Raw genomic sequence first — 24364 nt, 5'->3', positions numbered from 1 at the left:
TTTACGTATTTATTCGGCAAACTATAGTATCGCAGTATGGGTTCAATTTCCGCAAACCATAATGAATTATACCACGAAAGGCTGGGGTTCCATTTTCCCGGCCTTTTAAAATTGATTAGTCTATGAAACGTGACGGCTTTAACAGTAGCTTCTGGCAGAAAGCTCCAGAATATGATTTTCGTTATCATGCAAAAGAATCGGCATACGATACTATTATCGTCGGCGCAGGCATTACAGGTGTGACGCTGGCGTTAGAACTGCAAAATAAAGGTATTCACTGTCTTCTGATCGAGAAAGAAACTCCGGGTTTTGGTACGACAGGAGGGACCACTGCCCACATTAATAACTTTTTCGATGCTTCCTATGACGAAATTATCAACAATTTTGGACAGCAGGGAGCGCAGTTACTTGCCGATAGCGCGCAGAATACGTTAACGTATATCCACGACAATGTCCGAACCTACGCTATAGACTGTGATTTTGCCGAATGCGATTTTTTTTTATTTAGTGCCGAGAAACAGCAAAACGAGCAATTGGACAAAATACTGAAAGCACATCGAAACTTGGGCGTAAAAACTGTTGAAACAAGTAATATTCCATTCAATCTACCGTTTGAAAAAGCAATTCGCATTGAGGGACAGGCACAGTTTCATCCATTAAAGTATCTTAATGGTATGTTGCATGCATATATCAAGGCTGGGGGAGCGCTGTTGGTTCAGCAGCGTGTCAAAGACTTTAATAACAGCAACGGGCTGATCACATTAAAAGCGGAAGATGGACGTACATTTACTGCAAAAGATCTAATTTGGGCCACCCATATTCCTCCTGGGAAAAATCGCTTTAGTATTTTGCTGGCGCCCTACCGAAGCTACGCACTCGCGTTAAAACTCCGAAATCAGCCCCAGCAGCTTGGTCAGGCTGCTGACCTTTATGATCCATATCATTATTGTCGCTACCACCGATCAGGAGAGGATTACTACCTTATTGCCGGCGGATTCGACCACAAGACAGGTGATGACCAGGACACCGAAAAACACTTCGACGAACTGCAGCAATATGTGAGTACACATTTCCCCGATGGGGAATTCGTAGCAAAATGGTCGTCACAATATTACGTCTCTGCCGACGGACTGCCTTATATTGGACGGATGCCGCACGAGAGCAATATCTACATATCGACGGGCTACGGTGGCAATGGAATGACCTTTGGCTCCATGGCAGCACTGATCATTCCTGACCTTATCGCTGGCAAAGAAACCGCTTTGAGTAAAGTGCTATCGCCAGGACGGATCAAGCCCATAGCCAGTGCAAAAAGCGTAATTTCAGAAGGCATCAATGCTTCCGGCCACTTTATCAAAGATAAGCTGTCGGCAGAGGAATTAGACCATTTCAAAGATATACAGCTCAATGAAGGTAAAGTGGTGTCCTATCATAATGAGCAAATAGCCGTATACCGGGACCAAACGGGAATGTTACATCTATTGTCGCCCACTTGCCCCCATATGGGCTGTATGGTAAACTGGAACCCCGCAGAAAAATCATGGGATTGCCCTTGCCACGGTTCTCGCTTTGATATTGACGGTAAATTGCTGAATGGACCTGCCGTGAGTGATTTATCATCGGCAACGATTTATTCGCTTAAGTGAGTTCTATATTTGCTGGGCGTAATGCCTTTGATAGATTTGAAAATTTTGTTGAAGTTGGACAAACTGTTGAATCCACAGGTATATGCGATATTGGTGATCTGTAATCCGTCTTCAGCGATCAGACGACACGCTTCGCTTATACGGACTTCATTCACAAATTGCACGAAGGTCTTTTGTGTGCGTGTTCTGAAATACCGGCAAAACGAATGCTTTGACATACTGGACATCTTCGCAACTTGGTCCAAGGTGATTTCTCTGCTAAAGTTATTAAATACATATTTAAATATCCGGTCTATCTTTTCATTGTCCACAGGATTGTATCGGTGCGTATAACCGGGGCTGCAAATATATTCGAATTCCCCCGAATGGACCATTATTTCAATCATCTCTAAAAGTAAAATGGTTTTTTCGAACCCGTAATCCAACTTAGCAATCTGCTCGAGTTTTTCCTTCAGGAGTTCTTTGGTCTTGCCATGGAAGAGAATGCCTCTTTTTGATGAAGCCAAAAAGGATTCAATTTTGTGTGTCTTGAAAAACTTGCCGAAGGCTTCAATGATGGGAGCCGGTTCGATATAAAGGGTCAAGGAGTGCGAACCGGCAACGATCGCGTGCTGGTTTTGTCCGTTATGCCATACATGCGGCAGATCGGGACCTACAAAAGTCAGTTCACCGCTTGCAAAACGGTCTATACTGTCGCCAATAATTCGTGTCCCTTCACTTTGCACAATATACGTCATCTGACAGGCACTATGGAAATGGAATTCCGTGGAAAAGAAAGGCCTGCACACCTCTTTTGTAGCAAAGGTTGCTATTTCTCCGCCATCTAGTATCTTCGCGAAAATGGGTTTCATACAAGCAGTAATGTTACACTTAAGTCGTGTTTAAATATAGCTTATTTTGGCGCCAAAATAAAAGAAAGGATAAAAATCTGTTAATATAGTGTGTAAATTGAGCAATGTAGGCGTAGCAATCCAATGAACTGAACAGTAAATTAGCTGCCGTGGGAGATGGGTAACCGGTAGGTAGGTGAGTGCAGGATGCGGCCTTCCGCCGAAAAGGTTAAATTAGCCAGCTGAATAACAACATTTAAAGTTTAACTATATTAAGCGAGCAGAGAAACGACTGCCAAATTAAATAACACAATTATCATGAGCCAGAAGTTTACGTATGATACACGATTCCCTTCCGTAGAAGATTTAAGAAAACGGGCAAAGAAGAGGATTCCCAAGTTTGCATTTGACTATTTGATCGGAGGGGCCAATGAAGAACTTAACCTTGCACGCAATGAAAACGATTTTGACCAGATATTGCTAAAGCCTCAGTATTTGCGGGCTAGTGGTGATATTGATCTGTCTGTCGAGCTTTTCGGCCGTCGTTACAGTGCACCATTTGGCGTCTCGCCGATTGGACTGCAGGGACTGATGTGGCCTAATGCACCAGAGATTTTGGCGAAAGCAGCTGCCAGAAATGATATACCGTATATTTTGAGCACGGTATCGACAAGCAGTATCGAAAGGATTGCGGAGGTGTCAGAGGGAAAGGCCTGGTTTCAGCTGTACCATCCGACCGAGAACACGCTGCGCGACGATATTTTGCGTCGTTTGAAGGAGGTGGAATGTCCTGTGCTTGTGGTGCTGGTAGATGTCCCTGCTTTTGGGCTCCGTTATAAGGAAATCAAAAGCGGACTTTCGATGCCACCGAAGATGAATATTACGAATATTCTACAAGCTTTTGCGTGCCCCACCTGGGGCATCGAAACACTCCGCAATGGTATTCCTTCTTTTGCAACATTGAAGCCTTATATGGATAAAGGACTAGATCTTGCGCAATTGGGACAATTTATGAACCGGACTTTTACAGGTAAAGTGGATGTGGAAAAGATTCGAGCCATACGAGATCTTTGGAAAGGCCCCCTAGTATTGAAAGGTATCGCTACAGATGAAGATATGCAAGCTGCAATAGCCTTGGGAGTGGACGGAGTAATTGTATCCAATCACGGCGGCCGGCAGCTGGATGCCAGCGAGTCGTCCATCAACTCACTGATCCATTTAGCTGCTAATCCGGAGTACAGGAGCAAGTTAAAGATCATGCTGGATGGAGGGATCCGTTCGGGAGTGGATTTAGCCCGGGCGCATGCTGTGGGGTCTGAATTTAATTTTATGGGAAGGCCATTTATGTATGGCGTTGGTGCTTTGGGCAATGCAGGCGGAGATCATACGATCAATATGTTTAAGGCGCACCTTTTTCAGGTAATGAAGCAACTGAGCATTTCCAGAATAGATGAATTCCCGCAGCGTCTTCAGAAAGTGTTAGCGTAGATGTCTTTGGATATAAAGGCGTTTGTCTATTTCGACAAGCGCCTTTTTTGGGAGCGCCATAGTAATTATCTTGCAAACAAGCCTATAACTTAGTGACAGATTTCCGGCATGAATAAATGAAGAAAAGCGATCGAAGGACGAATTTTTAAAATATTTTTATACATTTGTCTTTACGATGAGGCTAATAGTTTTCATACTGATCACCTATATTCTGGGACTTTCTTTTGTTCCGTGTAGCGATACGAGCCCAGGTATCGAGGAAAGTCTGGAAATGCAGGTAAGCCATTCACATACCCATGAAGAGGATAATGACGCCTGTTCCATTTTTTGTTACTGCAATTGCTGTAGTGGAAATATAACGGTTTTCGAATATCAGCTTCCCCGAATTGACGGCATCCCGGTCACCATCTATTTTGACAACCGCATGCCTGTCTTCAATAGCACTGTTGTTTCCAACTACTTCGGAACGATTTGGCAGCCGCCTAAAATTAATACTTAATTTATTCTTGACTATTGCAAATGGCGAAGCCTGTCGGAAAGTTTTCTTCCGATTCGCTTTTTGTTTGTGCCGTTTCGCAGTCTACTTATTACAAGAAATGAGATTTTTACGGTCTCATAATTAAGCATTAATCAGATAAATCGTGTTAGATAGTATAATTAAATTTAGTATCCGCAATAAGATCGTCATTGGTATGATGACCTTATTACTTATTATATGGGGTGCATGGAGTGCCAGCAAATTACCTATAGATGCTGTGCCTGACATCACAAACAATCAAGTACAGATTTTTACTTCTTGCCCCACTCTTGCCGGTCAGGAAGTCGAACAGCTTGTTACGTTTCCTATTGAACAACGCATCGCCACCGTTCCGAAGATAGAAGAGATCAGGAGTATCTCCCGTTTTGGACTCTCGGTTATCACCGTGGTCTTCCAGGAAGAGGTGGATGTTTATTTTGCCAGGCAACTTATTGATGTGAGGTTAAAAGAAGCAGTTGATGAAATCCCGCCCGGAATCGGAAAGCCTGAACTAGCCCCGGTGAGCACGGGACTAGGTGAGGTCTATCAGTATATCATCCATCCCAAAAAAGGGAGCGAGCATAAGTACGATGCCAAAGATCTCCGGACGATGCAGGATTGGATCGTGGCTAGGCAGTTGTACGGCACGCCGGGTATAGCGGAGGTGAATAGTTTTGGAGGTGAACTGAAGCAATATGAAGTAGCCGTTGATCCTAACCGCCTTAAAGCTATGAATATCACAATCCCTGAGATCTTTACAGCATTAGAAAAGAACAATCAGAATACGGGCGGCGCATATATTGACAAGAAGCCAAATGCCTATTTTATCCGCGGTATCGGTCTAGCAACCTCATTGGAAGATGTTCGGAATATCGCGGTTAAAAAGTCGGGTGCAGTTCCCGTATATATTAAAGATGTCGCTGAAGTCCGATTCGGACATGCCGTACGTTATGGCGCATTGACCTATAATGGCGAGGTTGATGCGGTTGGTGGAGTCGTCATGATGCTGAAAGGTGAGAATAGCAATGAGGTGGTTAAACGAGTAAAAGAAAAATTGCCAACAATTCAAAAATCGCTGCCCGAGGATATCGTCATCGAACCATATCTCGACCGAACGGATCTCGTTAACCGTGCTATTGGTACAGTCGAGAAAAATCTAATCGAAGGTGCCTTGATTGTGATATTCGTTCTGGTGCTGTTTTTGGGAAATCTTCGCGCAGGCCTCATTGTAGCATCCGCGATTCCCCTGTCATTGCTGTTTGCACTAGGACTAATGAACGTTTTTGGTGTGAGCGCCAATTTAATGAGTTTGGGCGCCATTGATTTTGGGCTTATTGTAGACGGAGCAGTGATCGTCGTGGAGGCCACCCTTCATCACCTGGGGTTACGGAAGTCGACCGAAAAACTGACACAGGCCCAAATGGACCATGAGGTGCTTGAGTCGGCGTCCAAGATCCGTACCAGTGCCGCTTTCGGCGAGATAATTATTCTGATCGTTTATATACCCATACTGACGCTCGTGGGTGTAGAAGGAAAAATGTTCCGTCCGATGGCGCAGACGGTCAGCTTCGCGATTTTGGGGGCACTGATACTCTCGCTTACCTATATTCCAATGATGTGTGCATTATTTCTGCCGAAACGACACCATGATAAGAAAACGTTGAGCGACAAACTGGTCGGGAGCCTCCAGCGGGTCTACGAACCCTTGCTCCAGCAAGCTATTCGGTTCAAGTATATAATCGTTGGTCTGACGGTTGGTCTGTTTGCGATATGCCTATTTTTTTTCAAGAATATGGGGGGCGAATTTATCCCGCAGCTTCAGGAAGGAGATTACGCCTTCCACTGCATATTACCTCAGGGAAGTTCATTGTCGCAAAGTATCGAAACTTCCATGCAGGCTTCCCGAATTATTAAAAGCTTTGATGAAGTAAAAATGGTGGTGGGAAAAACAGGCGCAGCGGAGGTTCCCACAGACCCTATGCCACCGGAGGCAACTGATCTAATGGTAGTGCTCAAACCTCAGAAAGAATGGAAGTCAGGCCGTAGCTATGATGAGCTGGGGGGCGACATCCTTGAAAAGCTGGGAGTTATACCGGGTGTCTTTTTTGAAAAGAACCAGCCAATACAGATGCGTTTTAACGAGCTCATGACTGGAATCCGGCAGGATGTGGCGGTCAAAATTTTTGGAGAGAACATCGACTCGTTGGCTTCTTATGCTGATGAGGTCGCGGCACAGATCCAAGTCGTGCGCGGAGCAACATCGCCGCAGGTCGAACGTGTATCTGGTCTGCCACAGATCAATATTGTCTATGACCGTACGCGTATCGCCAACTACGGTTTGACTATACAGGATGTCAACGACGTGGTCAGTACCGCGTTTGCGGGTAAAAGTGCGGGGCAGATCTATGAAAATGAACGTCGCTATGATCTCGTGGTACGTCTTGATTCGACGCATAGGAGCAGTATCGACGATGTGCGTAGTCTGATGATTCCAACGGATACAGGTATCCAGATCCCGCTGTCACAGGTAGCGTTAATAGACTATAAGCTTGGGCCCGCACAGATCAGCAGAGAAGCAGGAAAAAGAAGGATCGTTATCGGGTTTAACGTAGCCGGGAGGGACGTGGAAAGTGTCGTCAAAGATATTCAGCAACGGCTGTCCACTCAAGTGAGGCTGCCGGCAGGATACTACATTACATATGGCGGTCAGTTTGAGAACCTCCAGAAAGCCAGCGCCCGGTTGATGATTGCTGTCCCGGTGTCACTGTTGCTGATCTTTATGCTCTTATATTTCACTTTTCATTCTTTTAAGCAAGCGATGCTGATATTTACTGCAATTCCAATGAGTGCCATCGGAGGTGTTTTTGCACTGCTGCTTCGAGGGATGCCATTCAGTATCAGTGCCGGAATCGGTTTTATCGCCCTGTTCGGCGTAGCCGTTCTGAACGGTATTGTGTTGATCGGCACTTTCAATCAATTGAAGAAGGAGGGGATGGATGATATTCTTCAGCGGATCAAAGAAGGCACGCGGACGAGGCTGCGGCCGGTGCTGATGACAGCCACCGTGGCTTCACTGGGTTTTTTGCCCATGGCGGTGAGCACGGGAGCAGGTGCCGAAGTGCAGAAGCCATTAGCTACAGTAGTGATTGGAGGGCTTGTGTCAGCGACTTTTCTGACACTCTTTGTGCTGCCCTTGTTGTATCTAATTTTTAATTCCGCAAGACATATGAAAAAAAGAAATATAGGCAGCAGCATGGGAATCGTGTTGATTTTTATGTTGTGTGCTAACAGTTTTAATGCAATTTCCCAGGAACGGATCGACCTTCAAAACGCGATCGAGATCGCGCTCAAAAGTAACCGACAATATCAGGTCAACCAAGCAGAGATCGAAGGTGCAGGTTATACTGTCAAAACGGCAAACGAAATTCCAAAGACAGGCATTTTTGTAGAAAATGAGGATTATCGTCCCAGCGACAAAGCTGGAATTATGAAAATAGGGGTTACGCAGAGCATTGCCTGGCCCGGTCTGTATGCGGCGCGGAAAGCCTATTTCAGGCAGCAGCTAGAATACGCGAAGCTCAATACTGCTGTGCTTGACGCCAATATCAAGAAAGAGGTACGTAATGCGTATTTCCAACTCTGGTATTTGCAGGACAGGCAAAAGCTGTATGTGGAACTGGATAGCATTTATTCCGCCATGTTCAAAGCGACGGAGCTCCGCTTCAGAACTGGCGATGTTGCAGCATTGGATAAAATGGCTGCCGAGGTGCGCTTGAGAGAATTGCAAGCACAAATTATTCAAAATAAGAAGGATATGGTCGTTCAGCAACAGCAATTGATGATGTTGCTCAACCGAAATGAATGGTTGCTTCCTGTAAATCGATCTCTGGAAAAAATCAACGTGGAAAAGGATGAACAGAATAGCCTAGAGGGTATGACACATCCCGTTGTAGCCCGGCAACAGCAAAACGTAGCTATCGCTTCGGCTAACATCGCGGTTCAAAAAAATACAAATAAACCCGAGTTTTCCGGACGTTTTTTTTCGCAGCGACTTTGGGGGGCAAAAGATCCATTTACGGGGTTCTCGGTTGCCGCATCCTTTCCGGTATTTGGTCAAGGAGCCAACCGCAACAAGATAAAGGCTGCCACGGCAGAAATGGAGGCGCAGCAAAGACAACTTGAATACGACAGGCAGCTGTTTGAGACAAATAAGATAAACGCTTGGGCAGAAATCGAGAAGAATGCTGCTGTGCTGAAATTTTATGAAACTTCGGGTCTCAAACAGGCCGATGCTATTATAAAGGCCGCGAGTCTAGGTTATAGAACTGGTGAAATAAGTTTTGGGGAGATGAGCCAGTTTCTGAGTCAGGCCATCGGGATTAGACAAAATTACTTAGACGTGCTCAATCAATATAATCAATCAGCAATTCAGTACAATTACATCAACAATAAATAAAAGGTACAATGAAAGGTATAATCAGTATATTTTTTGCAATTATGGTCAGCAGTCTTTTGTTTAGCTGCGGGCCATCGCGTCCGGGGGGCGAGGGTCATACACAGGACAACGCGACTGAAGCAGGTGGAGGTGAAGGCCATGAAGAAGGGACGGAGACGGTTACAGCTCTCAACGAACAGCAGATAGAATCTGTGGGCATCACCTTTGGAAATATTGAACAAAAACAACTTGAAACGACCATTAAAGCCAACGGCCTGCTGAGTGTGCCAAATAATAACAAGGCAAATGCGACTTCCTTATATGGCGGAGTGATAAAAACGTTAAACGTTCAACTGGGTGATATTGTTCGCAAAGGGCAGGTGATCGCCACGATCATCAACCCACAATTTGTACAGCTTCAGGAAGAGTATGTTGCTTTAGAAAGTAAAATTACACTTGCGGCGCAGGAGATGGCCCGTCAAGAAGAATTAAACGCAGGGAATGCAGGTGCGAGAAAAAATTTACAGGCAGCGACAGCTGAATTCAATAGCCTGCGTGCGAGAAAGGCCTCGTTGCAGCAACAAATTCAGCTGATGGGTATTAACCCAAGCCATGTCAACTTGTCAAATCTGAAGACTTCTTTGGTGGTAACCAGTCCGATTAGTGGGACAGTAAGCAATGTGTTTGCTAAGATCGGTAGTTATGTTGATGTGTCGTCCCCTGTTATCGAGATTGTGGACAATAGTTTGTTGCATTTGGATCTTCAAGTCTTTGAAAAGGATCTCCCTTTAATCAAAGTCGGCCAGATCATCCACTTTCAGCTGACCAACAATCCGGACAAAACCTATTCAGCCAAGGTATTTACCATAGGTTCGTCGTTTGAGAACGAGAGTAAGACCATTGCTGTGCATAGCACGGTGATCGGCAGTAAAGTCGGTCTGATCGACGGGATGAACATCACGGGGATAATTGGTATTAACGAGGTGACAACACCGGCGGTACCCAATAGCGCTATCGTCGAGGCGGACGGCAAATATTATATTTTTATCGAAACCAGTAAGCCGGCCGGAGCCCATGAAGACCATGATGAACATGCCCATAGCCATGATGAAGGGGAATCAAAACATGCACATAAAAACGAAATGGAAGCAGCAAAGCATGCAGCTGCACAAGGAAAAAGTATAAACTTTGAAAAAATTGAAGTGCAGAAGGGTGTTTCTGCAATCGGATACACGGCGATTACTCCCATGCGGGAAATTCCGCAGCAAACAAGGATCGTAGTTAACGGGGGCTTTTTCATCAATGCCAAGATGAGCAATACCGGAGGGCATGAACATTAGCAGTCACAAAAGCTAAAAATGAATTTTCGTATATGCTGGACGCTATGATCCGCAGCGTCCAGCATATATGAAAACATAGTACGGTAATATTTGAGCTTCCAATGATTGCCAAAAAGCAATACAACGCAGAGTAAAGAGTGGTACTGACTATCTGACCAGTTTTTCATAGAGCGGCCATAGTGTGGCGAGGTCGTCGTCTGACTGCGCCTCAGGGTAATGCTCATCATGCAAATTCCGGATTTCTACGCCTTGGCCCTGTTCGTTTGCTACGACCGCTGCCCGAAGTTCGTCCGAACCATCATAATATATGCCGACGCCAACAAGCTGCCCATTAAGAGTAATTTCACTGACTACATATTGCCTGCTGTTTCTACCTTTAGGGTCGCTATGGCCGGTAGAAATCGTGTTTCCTTTCAAATAATGTCTTTCCATATCCTTAGAACATAGAAACGGCCAATTTGTTGTATTTATGTTTTGTTATTGCCTTTAACGAATAAGGACTTTCTTTTTTCGGGGAGATATCTCCAATAACGTTTAGGCACATGTTTTATATGTAAGCTGAGGTTTTTTCTGGCCTCGATATTAGTGCTTTCAAAATAGCTGCACCATAAATTTTCGTAATTTGCATCTTGCGGATCAACAAAAATACTTTCCGAAGATTTTTGCAGCGTTTTGGTCTCTTGCACATCCAGCGTGACTTCTGTGACGGTTTGCAGATTATAGTAGATGCCATAACGTCTTTTCTTGTCATAAATAAGCCATACCTGATCTGCATAACGCTGTCTAAAAAAATCTATGATTAGGGGAAGGACATTAAAGTCAGGTTCGATTACAGCTACGTAATGGCTGTTTGAGCTTTTCTGAAACCGAATGAATGCCTTCATCCGATGACGTTCGCGGTTTACCTTTTGTAGTGCCTGATTAAATTGGAGTACCTTCTCATCTCCAAAGTTATGAAGGATATCGCCGGCGCCCCGGAAAATAGAAATGATCAGGTCAAAGATAGTCTGGCTAACTTTCGGATTTTCGCATAGAAAGGCCCGCCAAAAATCTGCCGCTATTTTGGGAGTAAGCTGTTTAGTCAGGCCTCGATATACGCGTGCTGCTTTTTCGCTATCTGACTGTATCTCCCTTCGCGAACCAAACAATTGTTCCTGCTGGCCTCTATTGGTTATTAGTTTAACCATAAATTCTCTGTATTCGAAGGCGGTGAACGTAGCAGTAAGGAGCCCTTTGAAAGTAGCGTCGTAGATATATACCATTAGAAGAGTGTTAATTGTGAAGAAAACGTTGTTTTACCGCTGGGCCGGCCTACGATCTGTTGGCGGACCTTTTGCATGTCTGGATAGCCCAGACCGATGGCGGAGTCTGCACAGGTCATAAAGTGCCGGGCCCGATGAAAAGCAATCCCCATTTTTTTTACCTGATACTCATGCAGTCGGCCAAATTTGCGCGCCTGAATGATTTTCGATGCAGACTGCCGGCCTATTCCCGGAATACGGATAATCATTCGGTAGTCGGCAGTATTGATATCTACCGGAAATAGCTGCGGATTTCGCAGTGCCCAGCTTAGCTTAGGATCGATATCAAGTTCTAGGTCTGTATGTCCGGGATGCAAAATCTCCTGAATGTCAAAACCATAAAAACGCATCAGCCAATCCGTCTGATAAAGTCTATTTTCTCGCACTAAGGGAGGAGGTGTTCCGATTTGTGGCAGTATAGAGTGGTTGTTGGAAATCGGAACATAGCCCGAGTAGTAAACACGCTTTAGTTGGTAGTGTTTGTAAAAATTAGCAGCAACCTGCATAATTTCATAGTCGTTTTCAGGTGTAGCACCGATTACCATCTGTGTACTCTGTCCAGCGGGGACAAATGAAGGTACGCTCTTGATGAGTTTCTTTTCCTCGCGATACTGTATCAACTTGCTGTTGACAAATTCGAGCGGTTTCTTTACGGATTCATGGTCTTTTTCCGGAGCCATCAATTTCAATCCAGCCTCTGTGGGTAACTCGAGGTTGATGCTCATGCGGTCGACATATAATCCGGCCTCCTGGATAAGTTGCTCGTTGGCACCCGGAATGGTTTTGAGATGGATGTAGCCATTGTAACGTTGTTCATTACGGAGCTTTTTTACGATGCTCAGTAGCCTTTCCATTGTATAGTCGGCATTTTTGAAAATGCCTGAACTTAGAAAAAGACCTTCAATAAAGTTTCTGCGGTAAAAATTCATGGTCAACGAGACCACCTCATCCACTGTAAATGCAGCGCGCTGCACATCGTTGCTCCGCCGGCTGACACAGAAAGCGCAGTCATAGATACAATGGTTGGTCAATAGTATTTTGAGTAAGGATACACAACGTCCATCCTCTGTATAACTATGGCATATACCCGAATAAGATGCGTCACCGACACCGCCCTTGTTTTTTCGTGTCGATCCTGAAGAACTACAGCTCACATCATATTTTGCAGCATCGGCGAGGATACGCAATTTTTCTTCCAATCTATCCATGCTAAATATTTTAGTTCAAATATACTAATATTATTAGTAGTATCAAGTGTTTGGCTTTAGTAATGACGATGTTCGGTACTGATTAAAAGCGAGCTTCAAAGTTTGTTTTCATAACTACTCCTTAAATTTTGTTACTTTAGGAGTATGAAATGGTTGGTAGGCAAACAGTTTAATGTCTTGTTTTTTTTAGTATGGTTCATTATTTGTGCTGTTATATGGGGCGTAAGCGATTATCATCCAAATGATTTATTTTCAAAAATTGTTTTTTTAGGCATGCCGCTGGGTGTGTTGATCGCTACTACTTTTGTACTATGTCATTACTTTCTGCCGAAGACAATTGTGCGTAATCGAGGCTATATTTTTGTCATCATTTTGGTGAGTCTATCCTTGCTGCAGGCGGTTCTGCTATATTGTTGCGATGAGCTGCTATTTCTTCTTGGAAATAGAGGAATCATCGCGCAGATTCCGGAAGGAACACCGGATAAATTTAGCATTTCGGTAGCTAGTTTTGTGCCCGTAGCCTTATTGTTGAATCTCGGATTTGGCGGATTGAGATTTTTGTATGCCCATTCGAAGTTATCGGAGCAGCATAGCCACTTACAGAGGGATCTGATTGAAAGTCAGCTGGTCGGGCTGCAGGCTCAGATCAACCCGCATTTTACCTTCAATATACTGAATCATATCCATATATTGATGCAGACGGATAAGGAAAGGGCGTCTATGTTATTGTTAAGATATGCTGATGTGTTGCGTTATCAACTTTACGAAGGCAATAAAGAGCGGATCGATCTCCATGTAGAAATCGCTTTTCTAAAAGACTATGTTGCTATAGAGTGCATTCGCTGGGATAATAGGCTTACGGTAGATTGTTTTTGGCAAATTGTGAACCCGCAGGGGGACATTGCGCCCCATCTCTTTTTTATTTTGTTGGAAAATAGCTTTAAACATGTTTTCAAGCCATCTACAGAGCTGGGAAAAGTAGAGGTAAGGTTGTGGCAGGAAGCCGAGGATATATATTTTTATACAAAAAATTCCCGATCCGAAAAAAATAGAGCCGACAGACATGAACTACAGTCCGGACTTGGCCTGATTAATCTTCGAAAACGACTGAATTTAATCTACCCAGATCGATTTTTGCTTGAAATAAAGGAGACAGAGACTGATTATAGCGCATTGCTCGTAATTTATAGATAACCAAAATACACAAATTGATGAATAAAAAACCACTATCTTGTCTGATTGTCGATGATGAGCCCCTGGCGGCTCAAGGAATGAAATATTATTTGGGCAAAATAGCTGATGTTAGCGTTGTGGATATGTGTTTTTCAGCGTTTGAAGCTAGTGAAAAATTGAAACAGCATCAGATTGATCTTGTTTTTCTGGATATCAACATGCCTGATATCAGCGGACTGGAATGGTTAGAAAGTATACTGTCGCCACCTTTGGTGATATTGACGACTGCGTATTCGGAATATGCCTTAGAAGGGTATCGTCTTAATGTGGTTGACTATCTATTGAAACCAATTGGTTTACCACGGCTCTTGGCGGCGATAGAAAAGGCGCATTCACGCAAAAAAACAAGCCCTGTTGAGAGGGAACGACGAGTAACTGACCTATACGTCCGGCATAATGATGCATTGGTGAAAGTTAATTTGGACGATATTTTGTTCATAGAAGCAATGCAGAACTACATCAAAATATATACAGATAGCACAATATATATCGCTCATCAGACCATGGTCTCGATGAGCGAAAAGCTAAATGGGCAACAATTCTATAGAATCCACAAGTCGTATTTAATCAATATTGCGTATATCAGTAGCATTAAAGGAAACAGAATTTTTATATCAGGACATGAACTGCCCCTATCCAAACATCGCCGGGAGGATTTCCTGAAGCGAATCGTATCACTCTAGTATTTCTACCACTTAAAAACTAAAAGTGGCTTTTAGCATAGGGTGATCGCCAGACAGATCCGGTTTTATTATTTTTTTTATTTTTGGTGTCATCAGATAAGCCAGTTCAGTTGAAAGGATTCCGATTCCGGCTCCGGCCAAAACATCGCTTAGCCAATGTTTGTTATTTAAGATGCGCAATAAACCTGTGGTTCCTGCTACGACATAACCCGACGAAGCGATCCAGATATTCTGATGCCTATATTCTTTGAAAAGAATATGTGCGCCCATAAAAGCCGTCGCTGTATGTCCCGACGGAAACGACTTCCGGTTGGAGCGATCAGGCCTCCATATCGCTGTACTATTTTTTAGGATGTGTGTGGTGGAAGCAGTTAGTGCAGCCGCAGTAAATAGAACTGTCAGACGATGCGGTATCGTGTGCTTTGCTTTTAGGCCTGTGAGGTCAAGTGCAAACACAGCCAATGCTGGAGTATATTGGATCAAGTCATCCATATATGTCCGTCGCGGATAGAATCTGTTTGCTATTTCTTTTGTTGTTATGTCGATCTGTCTTAGTGGGTGGATGACTAGAGCGGAAAGTCCGTATCCAAGCATGCCTGTGGAGACAATGGCCGCGAGAGGTTTCTGCCTATTGTCACAGGTGCTGGTAGAGTCTTGAGGGTTAGCATGAAGTGGTATGCGGAACAGTAAGATAAGTATTGCCAGAATCAGATAGTTGTTTGTTTTTGCCATGATATTTTTTTGTGGCAAAGATGCCCCTAACGTCTATCAGTGCAAAAGTTGTTTGATCAAAGACCGGCTTTCGGTGATCAGTGGGAGTATCTGGTCCGTCAGCGGAATAATAAGATCGAAAACTGAAAACACAGACTCCATGCTATCGTAAGGTAACATGGAGTCTGGATACGAATATATTAAAAACGGCTAAAGATTTCTTTTCTTGGCAGTTGGCAGGTAACGATTGTTGTTTTCGTCCGAGTCTTTGTAATATGTACGTGCTGCTTCAAGTTTTTGGTGCATCTCTTTGCGTACCTTGCTATAGGCTGGATCATTATAGACGTTTATCATCTCCTGTGGGTCGTTCTCAAGGTCATACAATTCCCATTCGTCCACATCGTAATAGAAGTGCATCAATTTATAGCGTTCTGTCCTGATTCCGTAATGTCGCTTTACCATGTGGATGGAAGGATACTCGTAGTAGGTGTAATATACCGCTTCCCGCCATTTTTGTTCCTTCCCGTTTAATAAGTTCCTGAATGACTTGCCTTGCATGTCCTTCGGAATTTCGACGCCTGCGTAGTCCAATAGCGTCGGAGCAAAGTCCAGATTCTGGACGAGGGCATTTGATGACTGTCCTGCTTTTATTTCTCCCGGATAGCGGATTAGGAGGGGAGTTCGCAAGGATTCTTCGTACATAAATCGCTTGTCAAACCAACCGTGTTCGCCAAGGTAGAAGCCTTGGTCGGATGTATAAATCACTATGGTGTTATCGTCCAGGTTATTAGCTTTCAGGAAATCAAGTAATCTTCCTACACCTTCATCTACAGCAGCGACCGTTCCCAGATAATCTTGCATATATCGCTGATAACGCCAACGCATGAGATCTGTCGAGGACATGCCAGCGTATCGGCTTTTAAAATCTGCCATGATCGGATCATAGACCTTGTCCCAGGCGGCCCGCTCAGCACTTGTCATGCGACCTAGATTTCCATTGAAGGCAGCTTTATCCCAGCTGAGATATTCTTTAATGCCGAGCTCGTCCATCATTGCCGGTGGAACCTTGCTGTCTCCGGCCCAGTTCATGTGTTTTAGAATGTTCATTTCAGCAGTTTTTGCTGCTGTGCCTCTTCCTTCGTAATTGTCGAATAGATTTTGAGGCTCTTTATAGGTCCGGGATGTATATTCTTTTAAGTGCCGGAGTGCAGGAAGCCATTCTCGATGGGGTGCCTTTTGATGATATAGTACACAGAACGGTCTGCTCGTATCGCGTTTGGCTATCCAGTCCAATGTCATATCCGTGGTCAGGTCAGTCACATAGCCTTGGATCTGTTTTTTGACACCATTGACGATAAAATTCGGATTGTAGTATTCGCCCTGATCAATCAAAACTGCAGAATGATCGAAGCCCTGTGGCAGACCGTCCATATGGATTTTGCCAATTAATGCGGTTTGATAGCCGTTTTTTTGAAGGATTTTGGCAAAGTTATCTTGATTCCAGTCAAATTTTGCTTCATTGTCTATTTTGCCGTTGATGTAGCTATGCTTGCCTGTCAATAACACAGCACGACTAGGCGCACATAAAGAGTTGGTCACAGAGGCTCGTGTAAATATGACTCCTTCTTTGGCAAGACGATCAATATGCGGTGTATGGTTCAATCCAAATCCGTAAGCACTAACCGCTTGATACCCATGGTCGTCGCTCATGATATAGACAATATTGGGACGTTTAGTTTTGCCTGTTTTTTGGGCATTTGTAATCGCTGGCATCAATCCGACTAACGCCAGTAAGGTAATCTTCAATATTTTCATCATAACGTAGTTTCGTTCTGTTATGCGTCCTAATTGTTTGAGACCTATATAGCCGTTGTCGACTGTTAGGATATTCAATAGGACGTTTTAAATCATTTCTGCTTACCCCCCAATTTGCTGCTTCGCCTTCCGCTGAAACGCTGAATAGACGATGATTACGCTCAGTGTCATTAAGACAAAAGCAAGGAAGAACGGTGCTCCCGAAAATTTGAAAGGCGCCTTGTCATGGGTAAAATAATAAAAAAGGTTCGTCATCATCGGCGGGCCGATGATGGATGTCGCGCTCATTAGACTGGTTAATGCCCCCTGAAGCTCACCCTGTTCGTTCGATGGTACATTTTTAGTGATGACAGATTGGAGCGCAGGACCACAGATGCCTCCCAGACAGTAAGGGATGAGAAATACAAACATCATCCAACCTTGGTTAGCAAAAGCAAATAAGAGGAGTCCGAGCGCATAGAAGGTCAAACCATAATAGATACTCTTCTGTTCCCCCAGCTTGGGTGTTGTCCATCGAATCAGCACCCCTTGAACCAATCCAATCAGAAGACCGATTACGCCCAAAGAGATTCCGACCATCCGCTCGCTCCAATTGAACTCATACATGGTAAAGAAGTTCCAATTACTCTGCACCGCATGACCAGCAATATAAATCAGAATCAACGCAATGATCAAACCCGATATTTCAGGATGCTTTCCGAGGAATTTGAATGATCCGACTGGGTTTGCTCGTCTCCAGTCGAATGTTCGTCTTTTGCTCTTATCCAAACTTTCGGGTAAGATGAAATAACCATAAAGAAAGTTCAGCAAACACAATCCCGCAGCGGCATAAAAAGGCACTCGTGCGCCGTAATGTCCCAATAGACCGCCAATTACTGGTCCTATGATGAAGCCGAGTCCGAAAGCTGCTCCAATGAGCCCAAAGTTTTTGGCGCGGTCTTCGTCGGTTGAGATATCGGCTATGTAGGCACTTGCTGTAGTAAAACTCGCGCCTGTCAGTCCAGCGATAACGCGTCCCAAAAACAACCAGCCGATTGAAGGAGCCAATGCAAGAAAAATATAGTCCACGGCAAAACCGAAGAGCGAAATCAGGATAATAGGCCGACGTCCATACTTATCACTCAAATTACCTACAACGGGTGAAAATATAAACTGGGTGAACGCATAAGCAAAACCGAGCCAGCCGCCATATTTAGCAGCTTCACTGACATCACTATGGATCAATTCCTCGATGAGTTTGGGGACCACGGGAATAATAATGCCCCATCCAGTAATATCAATGAGCAAGGTGATAAATATAAAGCCAATAGCCGCTTTCTTTTTTGAATTTTCCATCATGCCCTAAAAATAAGACAAATCCCGAAAAAATCCGCCGAAAATTTACAAGCTTAATTTTCGGTCGATACGCTCGTATGTCTGCACCTTCAGATGGATGTGCATGTAGGATTGTGTATAATAGGAAAATTGCAGGAGTTTGCAATAAAACAAAGTTTGCTGGCTTCGGCATGTAAAGCAAGTGCCAACTGAATTTTGTTGGGATCGGTTACACAAACATGAGGATTTAAGGTGACTTTTATAAAACGGCCACTCCCGTCCGTATGGGTTTCCAGGGTAGCTTCAGCCTCATCGGTATAGGATACCAGTTCAATATGGTGTTTCGAACAAACATAATGATACGACATCATATGGCAGGAAACGAGACTACTAAGCAAAAGATCTTCCGGATTGTAAAGTGCAGGGTCACCTTTAAAGGCTTTGGCAGCAGAAACGTGTAAATCTACTTTGTCCTGAATCGATATTCTGTGGTTTTTGCTATAAATGCCTGAGGAGGAGGATAGTGGCGGGCTGTCCTTGGACCAGTCGAGACGGGCTCTGAAAACATGTTTAAATATCATTTGTTAATTAAAATCAATTGTGATGTTATTTATTGACTGTCCCGTTAAGTTAGTCTTGGACGTTCTCTGTTTCGTACAAAACTGATATAATCCGTGTTGATCGGTTCTATTCCATTATTTCTCATTTCTGTTGCAATCTGCGCGCGGTGATAGGTGCCGTGGTTTAAAACATGCAGCAACAGGTCTCCGTACAGATTCTGGAAATGCTCATGTTTGGTATTCTGGTAGCTAACGACCTCTGAAGCACGAGTATTATATTCTTTGATTTTAATGCCCAAACCCGTTGAAGCCAATTGATGATAATGTTCACATTTCACCAGGCTGTGCTCATCCCAGACACCCACAGGTGAAGGCTGTGAATTAAGCCGGTAAAGCCAGATCAGCTGAGCGTTCATGATATGGCTCAGCAGACGTAAACAGTTAGCCGGAAGCCGTTCAGCCTCTTTCTTCATTTTAGCGATGAGCAAGCCGTTTGCCCAGTCGTTATATAACCAGAGTTGCACAAGTGGATCGGACATGGATCTGACGGTTTAAAATGTCAAAAAGCATATATAATTGTTATTGATCTAGATTGCTAAATTTAGGAAATTGTTCTTAGAGCGTATACATAAATTGAATTATTTTTGTCTATTCCAATAAACTCTTTAATTGTTGGCCGTCATTTGTTCTAAATGCCGTAGGAAAGAGAAAGACAGCAGGCTGGACCTTAAGCAGCACGTATCAAGTTATGACTATCAAGCAGTACCTGCCAGAACGCCCACTGACTTTGCAAATAAAAATATGTCGGAAAAAATTGTGCCAATTGCGACTGATTTTCTATCTTGCGCCATCAAATTTTGGATCACTTTGGCTATAAAAAATCTGTGTGCAACGTATTTAGAAACAGATCGACTCTGATAAATATATACGATCAAAAAAATACGAAATTTATAGGTGTATATTTAACATGAAGATAGGCTGGTTAACTTTCTTTTGATTTTATTTTCGATTTACTGAATGGATATTTTTTTTGAGCTTCTAAATAACCTCTCCAATCCGGACTGGATTGTTTCTCACGGGGGGCTTTATCTTTTATTGTTTATTATCTTTGCCGAAACAGGTATATTGATTGGTTTTTTTCTTCCCGGGGATCCAATACTATTTATTGCCGGTATGATTGTTTCGAATATGACATTGGAGCCGGAGCAACAGGTGCCCACCTTGTTATACTGGATCTTTTTGGTTTCCCTCGCTGCGATTCTTGGTAATTTTGTTGGTTATTGGTGTGGAAAGATTTTCGGAAGAAGAATCATGAGAATGGAAGATGGCTGGTTTTTTAAAAAAAGTTATATTCTGAAGGCCCAGGAATTTTATGAAAAACGAGGCGGTGGCGCCATTGTCCTTGCCCGGTTTCTACCCGTTGTTCGTACGTTTGCACCTATAGTCGCAGGTATAGTGGATATGGAATTCAGGAAATTTGTTTTATATAATATACTTGGCGCTATTATCTGGGCGGGAAGCCTGGTGACCTTGGGTTATTTGTTGGGGGAGAATCCATGGGTGCAGGAGAACTTGGAACTGGTCATTCTTGCCATTGTTCTCATAGCAACGGCGCCCGTGATTGTGAAAGCCTTTACGGGAAAAAATAAAACGAAAATCGCGCATTAACAAGTAGCAGGTTTATTGGCCATTCTTTTACAATATATACGCATTGGGAGTGGCATCATAGCGATCTAACAACTTACTTGTTAGATCGCGTGGCTCTTACTTTTACTATATCTTTATTCTTCACCAAGGAACGGTACTCATCCGTTTCCACACCATAGAGTGCTAACTTTCCTTCGTTATTACAATGGATTCCGAAACCGTATTTTTTAGTCAGTGGAGAAGTACGCAGGCAGGGCTGTCCTTTAGAAAAAAATAGTGTCCGGGCTTCTGCGTAGCGTTCGGCCGGTAGCGCATTACGATCTGCATAAAGTTGAAATAGAAGGTCGTCAGAGGTTAGGCTATAAGGAGACTTTGTGAGGATTTCATATTGAAGGCATGCAATTGTTTTCTTTTCTTTAGCTGGAGGAATTGTTCCTCTGGTTGCTGCGCAGTCGTCAGCTACTTCTATAAATGTATTATAGTAATTAGTTGAGTAAACTTTCATATTTGCTCAGTTTATTGAAATTGAGATTAATGCCATTATTTTATTGAAGTTACTAAAAATTCTTACAATATAGGATGTTGAGAGTCTATGAACAGTCGGCTTTTATAAAGGGTATTTTGTGTTTTAAATATTTTTTTTCAACGAAAAAGAAACCTTTTGCTTTATTTTTTTTAGATTTACAGCATTATTACAATACACCCTACAGTATACCTATCATAAATGGCTGCAAATCAACAGATTAGTAGCCATTTTGTTTTTTTTGACCTTGTGGCTTAGATTTAAATTTTGTTGCTAAGTTAAAGTATATAGCAAAGGTCGTAACAAAAAGTTATTTTGACATGTCATTTGTCCGTGGTTATAATAATAAATCATAATATTCCTTCGGTAGGGAAAATTAATTTCTTAAACAGTGCGGTGTTTGTTTGAATTTTCTTGGTTTAAGGAAAATGTGTCTGCAGCTGCTGGGCTGATAAAGTATGGTTATTGTTTTGGTAACAAAAAAAGCGCGCTACTAAACTAAAGAATGCAATTTTATGGAGATTAGTAAGTTAGCTTACCGATGCTCATTACGGTCATATTTTTGATATTTTTTTAATTTTAACATTGGAGGGAAAATTTAATTGTATATCTTTGTGTGTCATTAGACGTTTACTTGTTTGGTTTGAAATGCGCAACCCGAATGAGGTGGATACTTGGTCGTTAGTTAAGTAGCCGGATGTTATTATGATAAGTATACTGGTAGATAGGTGTATAAATTAACAGGGATGGCTGTAGGGGCCATCCACTGTTTTTTTTTGTTGGATGCTATTTCAAAAATGTTGTTGTAATTGATGAAAAGGATCTAATCACTTGTCCGGCTTTCGTCTTAGTCTTGTAAATATCTTGTAAAAATTTTCCCGTAGGAGAGCAATTACGCTTATAAATTGTGTGTTTTTGAGTTATATTTAGGGTATTGTTATTAATACCTAAAAAACTAATCTATGAACATGATATCGCACATTGATTTCGCTAAAGCAAGTTTCAAGGAATTTGAGAATATTGCTGATCTGGATATGATGGATACCGCCAGATACTTCGATGAGTACATTGGCTACATGAAGGAAAATGAGCATCTTAATTTTCGGTTTGTTACGCAAGGTTGCGGACCGACGACCATTGTTAGTTCTCCATTTCTCTCTAAACCCACAGAGTGCATCAGTATGGTCTCGAACGATTATCTCAATTTTTCGCAACACCCGAAAGTAAAGGCTGCAGCTATAGCGGGGATTGAGCAGTATGGCACCGGAGCGGGGGCATCACCATTAATTGGAGGACATCATGCGTATCACGTTGCACTGGAACAAAAGCTCTGCAAGTTTTTCAATCGCCCCGAAGGTTCAAGTCTCGTTTTTACGACCGGTTATACAGCGAATAGCTCTAGTCTCCTAAGTTTATTGAAGCAGGAGGACTGCGCTATTGTGGACATGGAAGTACATGCTAGTGTATATGAGGGGCTTCTGAACACGAATGTTAAGCGGTTTCCCCATAATAGTATGATCCATTTGGAGCGTGCTCTAGCAGAGGCTAGTAATAAATTTAGAACGCGGCTAGTGATTATCGATGGTGTATACTCCCAAAATGGCGATATCGCACGTATGGATGAAATACATGAATTGACCCGCAAGTATGGCGCCTATCTAATGGTCGATGATGCTCATGGAATAGGTGTCGTGGGTGAAAACGGGCGTGGGGCCATTGAACTCTATAATCTGCTGGATAAAGTGGATATCATTGCGGGCACCCTGAGCAAGGCCTTTGGTCATATCGGCGGCTTTATCATTTCTACACCTGAAATCATTAATTATCTACGTTATCAGTCTCGACAGCAAGTGTTTTCCTCGACTTCTACGCCAGCCAGTTTTGGTCTCCTGAAAGCGATAGATCTGATTGATGAGGAACCTCATTGGCGAAAACAGCTTGCTGACAATGTGGCGTATTTTAAATCAGGGCTTTTGTCGTTGGGAGCAGATATCGGAACCTCAGATTCGCCGATAATACCTATTAAAATAGGAGATCCAATCCGCACTGCACAAGTGTCGCGGATGCTGCTGCAGAGCGGGGTATATGCAAATTGTATTGTCTATCCGGGAGTTGCAAAAAAAGATGCCCGTATACGGACAAGCCTGATGGCTACACATACAAGGGAACATTTGGATAAAGTTTTGAATGTGCTTGAGGATATAAGTAAGAAAGTGAGCTTGAAGAAGTCTCGCTAAACATATGATATAATCTTTATTATTTTATTATATTGGTCTGATTCCTTCGTCTTAGGAATCAGATCAGTCTATAAGCAATAAACACATGCGTAAAACTTATAAAGGAGAGAAGAACGACAAAGAACGCACCATGAACAAATTGATTTTGTCTGTCGGTGAAGTTCTGAAAGAAAAAGGATATACGGGTCTGACCATTGCCAATATTTCCAAGGTTGCCGGTGTTGACAGGAAGCTCATTTCACTTTATTTTGGGTCGGTTGATAACCTTGTCGAAACCTATATCCGAAGCAAAGATTATTGGGTGGCGGCGACTTTGGGTGCTGTGGAGTATTTTGGTTCGGCACCTACAGTTGGATCTAAAGGATTTCTCGAATCTTTGTTGTTGAATCAAATGGACAGCTTTTTAGAAAATCAGGAAATGCAAAAGGCCGTACTATGGCAGATCAGTGAAAAATCGGAAATTATGTCTCAGATCACAAGGGAACGTGAAAAGATGAGCGCATTATTTTTTGCTTTTGCTGACCGGGAATTAGAAGGTCGGGACGTTGACCTAAGGGCGATAAGCAGTATTTTGACAGCCGGAATTTACTATTTAGTGCTGCATTCGATTAATACAGACAGCACGTTCTGTGAAATTGAGCTCAATGCAGAGGGGCTCGACAGAATCCGTAAAGCAGTGAAAACCATTTTGTCATGGGCGTATGCAGAAAAATCGACGCAGGAATAAGTATACTTAGCTATGTCAGGGAGGGAGTAGTTTAGAGATTGGAGTGAATCCTGAAGGGCGATCGCTTATTGATGGAGCTTGGCCGGTGCGGGTTACAGGTCTCGATGCGCAACAGGTTGACATCGCCATGCTAGTTACTCCAGAAGGTT

General features: G+C 43.2%; 20 protein-coding genes. 10 read left to right on the top strand and 10 right to left on the bottom strand.

Annotated elements, in window-relative coordinates:
- The first annotated feature begins 122 nt into the window (after positions 1-122).
- Positions 123-1646, top strand: coding sequence for an FAD-dependent oxidoreductase (locus tag FGL37_RS21720; RefSeq protein ID WP_028070280.1), 1524 nt, complete (start codon positions 123-125; stop codon positions 1644-1646).
- On the opposite strand, the gene FGL37_RS21715 is transcribed toward FGL37_RS21720, so the two are convergent.
- Complete coding sequence (locus FGL37_RS21715) at positions 1631-2497, bottom strand: AraC family transcriptional regulator (protein WP_028070281.1); 867 nt, start codon at positions 2495-2497, stop codon at positions 1631-1633. The two genes, FGL37_RS21720 and FGL37_RS21715, sit on opposite strands and share 16 nt — an antisense overlap.
- A 297-nt stretch (positions 2498-2794) precedes the next feature.
- Here FGL37_RS21715 and FGL37_RS21710 point away from each other — a divergent pair, with 297 nt between their 5' ends.
- The 4 genes from FGL37_RS21710 to FGL37_RS21695 all read left to right on the top strand — a co-directional run bounded on the left by FGL37_RS21710 (position 2795) and on the right by FGL37_RS21695 (position 10256).
- Positions 2795-3964, top strand: coding sequence for an alpha-hydroxy acid oxidase (locus tag FGL37_RS21710; RefSeq protein WP_028070282.1), 1170 nt, complete (start codon positions 2795-2797; stop codon positions 3962-3964).
- A gap of 175 nt (positions 3965-4139) precedes the next feature.
- Positions 4140-4463: a DUF6660 family protein gene (locus FGL37_RS21705; RefSeq protein WP_028070283.1), complete on the top strand. Its 324-nt coding sequence runs from the start codon at positions 4140-4142 to the stop codon at positions 4461-4463.
- Positions 4464-4605: 142 nt separating this feature from the next.
- Positions 4606-8937: a CusA/CzcA family heavy metal efflux RND transporter gene (locus FGL37_RS21700; protein WP_028070284.1), complete on the top strand. Its 4332-nt coding sequence runs from the start codon at positions 4606-4608 to the stop codon at positions 8935-8937.
- Between the two features lie 8 nt (positions 8938-8945).
- Complete coding sequence (locus FGL37_RS21695) at positions 8946-10256, top strand: efflux RND transporter periplasmic adaptor subunit (RefSeq protein ID WP_028070285.1); 1311 nt, start codon at positions 8946-8948, stop codon at positions 10254-10256.
- Between the two features lie 147 nt (positions 10257-10403).
- Here FGL37_RS21695 and FGL37_RS21690 read toward each other — a convergent pair whose 3' ends face one another.
- From FGL37_RS21690 to FGL37_RS21680, 3 genes are read right to left on the bottom strand one after another with little or no spacing between them, the layout of a single operon-like run.
- A complete protein-coding gene (locus FGL37_RS21690) occupies positions 10404-10688 on the bottom strand; it encodes a hypothetical protein (RefSeq protein WP_028070286.1) in 285 nt (94 codons plus the stop codon).
- A 35-nt stretch (positions 10689-10723) separates the two neighbouring features.
- A complete protein-coding gene (locus FGL37_RS21685) occupies positions 10724-11518 on the bottom strand; it encodes a TIGR03915 family putative DNA repair protein (RefSeq protein ID WP_028070287.1) in 795 nt (264 codons plus the stop codon).
- Positions 11518-12765: a putative DNA modification/repair radical SAM protein gene (locus tag FGL37_RS21680; RefSeq protein ID WP_028070288.1), complete on the bottom strand. Its 1248-nt coding sequence runs from the start codon at positions 12763-12765 to the stop codon at positions 11518-11520. The genes FGL37_RS21685 and FGL37_RS21680 overlap by 1 nt, the downstream gene beginning before the upstream one ends.
- Before the next feature lie 144 nt (positions 12766-12909).
- Here FGL37_RS21680 and FGL37_RS21675 point away from each other — a divergent pair, with 144 nt between their 5' ends.
- Positions 12910-13959 (top strand): sensor histidine kinase, encoded by a 1050-nt coding sequence (locus tag FGL37_RS21675; RefSeq protein ID WP_051606968.1) that lies wholly within the window; start codon positions 12910-12912, stop codon positions 13957-13959.
- 17 nt (positions 13960-13976) lie between these two features.
- Positions 13977-14681, top strand: a complete 705-nt coding sequence (locus FGL37_RS21670) for a LytR/AlgR family response regulator transcription factor (RefSeq protein WP_028070289.1) — start codon at positions 13977-13979, stop codon at positions 14679-14681.
- Between the two features lie 12 nt (positions 14682-14693).
- Here FGL37_RS21670 and FGL37_RS21665 read toward each other — a convergent pair whose 3' ends face one another.
- The 5 genes from FGL37_RS21665 to FGL37_RS21645 form a co-directional block, all read right to left on the bottom strand.
- Positions 14694-15413, bottom strand: coding sequence for a phosphatase PAP2 family protein (locus tag FGL37_RS21665; protein WP_051606970.1), 720 nt, complete (start codon positions 15411-15413; stop codon positions 14694-14696).
- 189 nt (positions 15414-15602) lie between these two features.
- On the bottom strand, positions 15603-17210 hold the full coding sequence (locus tag FGL37_RS21660; RefSeq protein WP_211253636.1) for a sulfatase family protein: 1608 nt from the start codon (positions 17208-17210) through the stop codon (positions 15603-15605).
- Positions 17211-17309: 99 nt separating this feature from the next.
- Positions 17310-18545 (bottom strand): TCR/Tet family MFS transporter, encoded by a 1236-nt coding sequence (locus FGL37_RS21655; protein WP_322784020.1) that lies wholly within the window; start codon positions 18543-18545, stop codon positions 17310-17312.
- An 86-nt stretch (positions 18546-18631) separates the two neighbouring features.
- Positions 18632-19102 (bottom strand): OsmC family protein, encoded by a 471-nt coding sequence (locus FGL37_RS21650; protein ID WP_171019316.1) that lies wholly within the window; start codon positions 19100-19102, stop codon positions 18632-18634.
- Between the two features lie 44 nt (positions 19103-19146).
- Complete coding sequence (locus FGL37_RS21645) at positions 19147-19620, bottom strand: DinB family protein (RefSeq protein WP_028070293.1); 474 nt, start codon at positions 19618-19620, stop codon at positions 19147-19149.
- Between the two features lie 478 nt (positions 19621-20098).
- On the opposite strand from FGL37_RS21645, the gene FGL37_RS21640 reads away from it, so the two are divergent.
- Complete coding sequence (locus tag FGL37_RS21640; RefSeq protein WP_028070295.1) at positions 20099-20749, top strand: DedA family protein; 651 nt, start codon at positions 20099-20101, stop codon at positions 20747-20749.
- 73 nt (positions 20750-20822) lie between these two features.
- Here the strand turns inward: FGL37_RS21640 and FGL37_RS21635 are convergent, their stop codons facing one another.
- A complete protein-coding gene (locus FGL37_RS21635; RefSeq protein WP_028070296.1) occupies positions 20823-21233 on the bottom strand; it encodes a DUF6157 family protein in 411 nt (136 codons plus the stop codon).
- A gap of 980 nt (positions 21234-22213) precedes the next feature.
- Here FGL37_RS21635 and FGL37_RS21630 point away from each other — a divergent pair.
- Both FGL37_RS21630 and FGL37_RS21625 read left to right on the top strand, forming a co-directional pair.
- Positions 22214-23488: an aminotransferase class I/II-fold pyridoxal phosphate-dependent enzyme gene (locus FGL37_RS21630; protein ID WP_028070297.1), complete on the top strand. Its 1275-nt coding sequence runs from the start codon at positions 22214-22216 to the stop codon at positions 23486-23488.
- Positions 23489-23573: 85 nt separating this feature from the next.
- Positions 23574-24215 carry a TetR/AcrR family transcriptional regulator gene (locus FGL37_RS21625; protein ID WP_037533520.1) on the top strand — a complete coding sequence of 214 codons (642 nt, stop codon included), beginning with the start codon at positions 23574-23576 and terminating at the stop codon, positions 24213-24215.
- Positions 24216-24364 lie beyond the last annotated feature (149 nt).

Source organism: Sphingobacterium thalpophilum (genome assembly GCF_901482695.1).
GTDB lineage: Bacteria > Bacteroidota > Bacteroidia > Sphingobacteriales > Sphingobacteriaceae > Sphingobacterium > Sphingobacterium thalpophilum.
The sequence above is the reverse complement of the archived record's forward strand: the minus strand, read 5'-3'. Positions and strand labels throughout refer to the sequence as shown.